Raw genomic sequence first — 6,011 nt, 5'->3', positions numbered from 1 at the left:
GACCCGCCTGACCCGCCAACGCACGCCGGGACCTCGCCGACAACACCAACGCCACCGACCCACCACCCCCACCCGACACCACAGAGAACTCCGCCTGGGCCCCCGAAGCTGACTCCGGCGTCCCTTCTGTTCCGACTCCGGTGGTGGGGGCTTGTTGGAGGATGACGTGGGCGTTGGTGCCACCCACGCCGAAGGCGGAGACGGCGGCGTTGCGGGGCCGGTCGTGCTCGGGCCAGGGGGTGGCCTCGGTGAGGAGGTTGATGTGTCCGGTGGTCCAGTCGATGTGGGGGGAGGGTTTGTCGGCGTGCAGGGTGGGGGGCAGGTGGTCGTGGTTGAGGGCTTGGACCATTTTGATGATGCCGCCGATGCCTGCGGCGGCTTGGGCATGTCCGATGTTGGATTTCAACGATCCGAGTAGTAGGGGGTGTTGGGGGGTGTGGTGTTGTCCGTAGGTGTTGAGCAGGGCGTGGGCTTCGATGGGGTCGCCCAGGGTGGTGCCGGTGCCGTGGGCTTCGACGGCGTCGATCTGGTCGGCGGTCAGGCGGGCATTGGTGAGGGCTTGTTGGATGACGCGTTCTTGTGCGGGGCCGTTGGGTGCGGTGAGTCCGTTGCTGGCGCCGTCTTGGTTGATGGCGGAGCCGGGGATGACGGCGAGGATGTGGCGGTTTTGTGTGGTGGCGTCGCTGAGGCGTTGCAGGACGATGACTCCGGCGCCTTCGGCCCAGCCGGTGCCGTCGGCGTCGGCGCCGAAAGCTTTGCAGCGTCCGTCTTCGGCAAGCCCCCGCTGGCGGCTGAACTCGATGAAGATCTCCGGGGTGGCCATGACGGTGGCGCCGCCGGCCAGGGCCATGTCGCATTCGCTGTTGCGCAGGGCCTGGCAGGCCAGGTGGACGGCGACCAGAGAGGACGAGCAGGCCGTGTCCACGCTCAACGCCGGACCGTGCAGACCGAGCGTGAAGGCGATGCGACCTGACGCCACCGCTGGAGTCGTGCCGGTCAGGAGGTAGCCCTCCAGCTCCGGTGTGTACGCAGCCCCGTAGTGGTTGGGGGAGAGGCCGGTGAAGACTCCGGTCTGGGTGCCGGTGAGGGTGGTGGGGTCGATGCCCGCGTCCTCCAGGGCTTCCCAGGCTGTTTCCAGGAGGAGGCGTTGTTGGGGGTCGATGGCTTTGGCCTCGCGCGGCGAGATGTTGAAGAAGCCGGCGTCGAACTGATCGGCGTCGTGCAGGAAACCGCCGTGGCGCACGGTGGAGGTTCCGGGTCGGTCGGTGTCGGTGTCGGTGTCGAAGAGGCGTGTCAGGTCCCAGCCGCGGTCGGTGGGGAAGGGCCCGACGGCGTCCCGGCCCTGGGCCACCAACTCCCACAACTGCTCAGGCGAGTTGATGCCTCCGGGATAGCGACATCCCATCCCCACCACGGCGATCGGCTCGTGCGCACGGTCCACCATCTCCCGCAACTGTCCACGGGCCTGGTGGAGCTCGCCGCTGACGCGCTTGAGGAAGTAGCGCAGCTTCTCGGGGTCTTCTTCTCCCACGTTCGCCTCCTCGATTGCCGGAATCGATCACGCTTCACGGCAGGCGGAGGTAGGAATGTGGAGTCTGCGGCCGCTACCCCCGTCGGCACCGCAAGATTGCTTTGGGCTCTGATGGACTGTCACCGCCGAAATTGCTCACTGGTCACGGCCGTGAGCGATCCCTCGAGCGCTATGCGGCCTGCTCAGGCGAGAGGTCGAGGGGGTCCATGTCCATCAGGGCCGACAGGATGGGGGGTCTGCTCCAGTCGAACGGACGGAGTGCCATGTTGACGTGGATGTCCATGTTCTGGGTGACGCAGAGGGGGCCCGCCATGCCGACGAGCCGCGTGGCGGCGTCGTAGGGCGGGACGGTCGTGAGGCCGGGAACGGCCGTCAGGCCCGGGCCGGTTCCAGCCGCAGGGGCGAGCGCATGCAGGTACCACTCGCCGACGGGGATCCCGGAGAGGTGGAACCGACCGGGGGCGCGGACCGTGGTCGAGGTGACCGGACGGCCCTGCAGTATCGGGCTGTTGAAGAGACCGATGAACGCGGCGGGCAGAGCGCCTCCCTCGACGGTGATCAACCCGTGGACGGTGCTGGACTGCCGGTGCTGCGGCGGAGCGTGGACTTCCGCGGCTGCCCGCTCTCGTGGGGCCTGCCGGAGCGGTAGGAGCGCCGTGGTGGTGCGGGTGGCTCCGGAAACGTCGGGGCGGCCGAGGGGCTTGGGGATGCCAGCCGTGTCCGGCTGGCCGGTACACCGCTCGTAGGCCAGGTGCCGGTACCTGGTAGGGGATATCCCCACCGATTCGCTGAAGCGTCGTGAGAAGGTCCCGGTGCTGCTGTAGCCGACCTGCGCGGATATGTCCGCCACGTTGAGCGAGGTGGTGCGCAGCAGTCGCTTGGCCTCGTGGAGGCGGACGGCGCTGAGGAAGCGTCCGGGGGTGACGCCGGTCACGCGCGTGAACACGCGCAGGAAGTGGAACTTGCTGACCATGGCCGAGCGTGCGAGGTCGTCGAGCGTCAGCGGCTCGTGGTAGCTGCGGTACATGGTGGTGATCGATCGGCGGACCAGGTGTTCCATCGGAGCCTCCGGGGTGACATGGCGAACCAGGGGCGGGGCGGGTCCGTGCCGCATGGGTGTGCGCAGACTCGCGGGAGCTGTGCTGATGGGCATGCTGGGAGTGGCGCCGGGCGGGCGGCGCCGGGTGAAGGGGGAGCGGGTTGGAGCGACCTCTCCTCAGGTCACCGGGACGGCTCTCGGTGCGTCACTCGTCGTGACGGTGGGAGGTCGCAACGCACCGGACGGCCACGGGAGTTCTTGATGGGGCCGTGGAGCGACGGAACGGGGGAGTCCGCGGAACGTGCACTGGTGGGGTGGTGTGGCTCCGTCACGCGTCTCAATTCCGTACCCGGGCAATCTCGCCTCTTCTTCTTCGATATGTGGTCAAAGAGCGGGTGCGCCTACGCAGTTCCATGCCCAGATAGAGGAAACGCGTACGAAGGCATGGTTCGGAGCGCTGACGCGGCGCCGTCGATCGGCCGAAGGTTCTGCCGCCGATGCGCTTGTCTGCTGGCTGATAATCGATCATGCAGGGCGAACGGGGCGCTGTCTTCTTCATGCTTGCTGAATCAACGACCCAAGCGAGGTGAGCAACCTCGGCGATGACGGAAGGCCACGTCGGAGGCAACGCTCGATACCGATACGGCCTTGGGGTATGGAGGTGGACAGTGGCGAACGGGGGGCCAATGCGGCTGGAGCTTCTGGGCAATGTCGGCGCTTGGCGGCATGGACAGAAGGTGGCAGTCGGGCCGCCGAAGCAGCGGGCCGTTCTCGGGTTCCTCGCGGGGCATCTCAACCGGGCGGTCAGCGTCGAGGAGACGCTCAACGCCGTCTGGGGGAGTGAGCCTCCGCGGACTGCGGACAGCGCGCTGCATACCTATGTCGCCGGACTGCGCCGCGCCCTCGACCTCCCGCGCGAGGACACGGAGGGTGGCTGTGCGCTGATGTCGACCGGGGGCGGATATGCGCTGCGCATGAATCCCGAGAACGTCGACGCGCGTAGCTTCGAGCTCCGTCACGCCGAGGCGCGCAGGCTGCAGGACTGCGGGGAGCGCGAGGAGGCCCTAGGCCTCCTGGAGTCGGCTCTCGGCCTGTGGCACGGCTCGGCCTACACCGCGGTGCCCGGACCCTACGCGGGCGTTGAGCGCATCCGGCTGCAGGAGCTGCGCTTCACGGCGGTCGAGGAGTGGGCTTCCGAGATGCTGGCGACGGACCGGCATGCGGAGACGGTCGCGCCATTGCGCGACCTGGCTGCCAGGGAGCCGCTGCGTGAGCGGCTGAGGGGCCTGCTCATGGTGGCGCTTGAGTCCGGCGGGCGGCGGGCGGAAGCGCTCGCCGTGTACCGCGAGACCCACGAGATGCTGCGTCGGGAACTCGGCGTCGGACCCGGGCCCGAGCTACAGCTCCTGCACGACCGGATCCGCGAGGACCGGCCCGCGCCGAACGGGCCGCAGAGCTCCCGCATTCCGGGGCAGCGCACCCCCAGGCCCGCCCAACTGCCGCCCACAGCACGCGGATTCATCGGACGCTCTTCTCAACTGCGGGAGCTCGCGGACTTCCTGGTAGAGGAGCCGGCCGCGCAGGGGGCTCCTCGGATCGCTGTGATCGACGGTGAACCGGGCGTCGGCAAGAGCGCGCTCGCCCTCCATCTGGCCCATGAGACGGCGCACTGCTTTCCGGATGGCCAGCTCTTCGTGGACCTGTGCGGAAGCAGCCCGCTGCGCGGCCCCTTGGGCGCCCTCGAAGCACTCGGCCTCGTGCTGGGCAGCCTCGGGGTCCGGGCGTCGGATCTCCCCGTCGATCTGTCCGGACGGACGCGGCTCTTTCGCGAACTGCTCTGCGGCAAGCGGACTCTACTGTTCCTGGACGATGCCTGCGACCTGTCGGAACTGGGCCCGCTGATGGCCGCGGGACCGTCGGCCGTCGTGGTCACCAGTCGATGGCGACAGGCCGGTCGGTTGCCTCAGGGGCGAGTGCACCGGGTCGAGCTGTCCGCCCTCGCGTCGGAGGAGGCCGTGCGGCTGCTCTCCTATCTGGCGGGTGCCCAGCGCATCGCGGGGGCACGTCACGACGTCGTCCGGCTCGCCCGACTGTGCGGACGCCTGCCCCTGGCGTTGCGGATCACCGCCGAAGTTCTTGCCGAGCATCCCGGTCTCTCGGTCAGGGAGCTGGCGGACGCCGTGGAGAACGGCCGCCTCGACGAGCTCACCGTCCTCGGGGCGGCCCTTGCGGGGCTGCGGGTGGCGAAGAAGCCCCGTCACGTGCTGCCCCGCCGGGCCACGCGCAGACTGCGTCTGCTGGGGCCGCGCGAGGAGCAGGAGGACGAGATCACCGTGTCCGTGGCGCCCGCGCCGACCGGAACCGTCCGATGTACGGCCGGGCCGGCGAGGGCGCGGGTGAGCAACCCGTACTGAGCCACGCGGGAACGCGCCCCGGGTGCTGGTGCGGGGCGCGAGCAATCAGGCAACGAGAGAGATGCGCGCCCGCCCGGGCTCAGGCAAGAGTTGGCGACGGTACGGACCGCCCGTACCCCCTCAGCACAGCGAAGCAGACGAACGGGGAGAGCACATGGTGGAGTTGACCACGACGGCGAAGGCCTGGGTGCGGCGGTTTCATCCGTCCCCCGACGCCAGTCGGCGCCTTGCGTGCTTTCCGCACGCGGGCGGCGCCGCGAGCACCTTCCATCCGCTGTCGGCGCGCCTCGCTCCGGTTGTCGAAGGGCTCTCCTTGCAGTACCCGGGCCGTCATGACCGGCGTGCCGAGCCGTTTCTCACGGACGTCCGGTCCATGGCCGACATGGCGTACGAGGCGCTGCGGCCCTGGGCGCGGCCGGGTGGCGCGAACGCGCCCGCCCTGTTCGGGCACAGCATGGGGGCGATCGTCGCCTTCGAGGTGGCGCTGCGTATGGAGGCCGCCGGCACGCCGGCGGCGCACCTCTTCGTATCCGGACGCAGGGCGCCTTCCACCTACCGGGACGAACGCGTCCATCTGCGGGACGACGCGGGTCTCGTGGAGGAGATCCTGGCGCTGGGGGGAACGGAGCCCGAGGCCCTTGCCGACGCGTCCTTGCTCCAGTTGATCCTGCCGCCCGTCCGTAACGACTACACGGCCATCGAGACCTACCGCTGCCCGCCAGGCGCCGCCTTGACGCGCACGCCGATCACCGCGCTGGCGGGGGACGCCGACCCCAAGGTCACGCCGGACGAGGCTCAGGCCTGGGCCGGCCACACCTGTGCCGGATTCGAGCTCCAGATCTTCGAAGGCGGCGGGCACTTCTATCTCGCCGAGCGTCAGGACGAGGTGGTGTCGGCCGTAACGAGGCAGCTGGGCGTGTCGTCGGTGGTCGCCGCGGGCTGAGCGCCGGCGCGGATGACCTGAACTCCACGCCGCCGACCGTCTGTTGACCGTCGGTCCTGACCTCGCGCGGCATTCTTCCGCCCG

4 protein-coding genes are annotated in these 6,011 nt (G+C 69.5%); 2 read left to right on the top strand and 2 right to left on the bottom strand.

All coding sequences use genetic code 11. The annotated features are described in order from the left end of the window. Both AC07AG_RS41065 and AC07AG_RS41060 read right to left on the bottom strand, forming a co-directional pair. The coding region (locus AC07AG_RS41065) for a type I polyketide synthase (protein ID WP_478762076.1) at positions 1 to 1,531 on the bottom strand (1,531 nt) is incomplete at its 3' end. 169 nt (positions 1,532 to 1,700) lie between these two features. Next, on the bottom strand, positions 1,701 to 2,591 hold the full coding sequence (locus tag AC07AG_RS41060; RefSeq protein ID WP_478762074.1) for a helix-turn-helix transcriptional regulator: 891 nt from the start codon (positions 2,589 to 2,591) through the stop codon (positions 1,701 to 1,703). A gap of 716 nt (positions 2,592 to 3,307) precedes the next feature. Here AC07AG_RS41060 and AC07AG_RS41055 point away from each other — a divergent pair. Together AC07AG_RS41055 and AC07AG_RS41050 are read left to right on the top strand one after the other, a co-directional pair. Continuing rightward, on the top strand, positions 3,308 to 4,984 hold the full coding sequence (locus AC07AG_RS41055) for an AfsR/SARP family transcriptional regulator (protein WP_478762072.1): 1,677 nt from the start codon (positions 3,308 to 3,310) through the stop codon (positions 4,982 to 4,984). 154 nt (positions 4,985 to 5,138) lie between these two features. Continuing rightward, positions 5,139 to 5,927, top strand: coding sequence for a thioesterase II family protein (locus AC07AG_RS41050; RefSeq protein WP_478762071.1), 789 nt, complete (start codon positions 5,139 to 5,141; stop codon positions 5,925 to 5,927). Positions 5,928 to 6,011: the final 84 nt, after the last annotated feature.

It is taken from the genome of Streptomyces sp. NPDC044044, from assembly GCF_056434405.1.
Note: the sequence above shows the minus strand (reverse complement) of the source record. Positions and strands in the feature narration are given on the sequence as shown.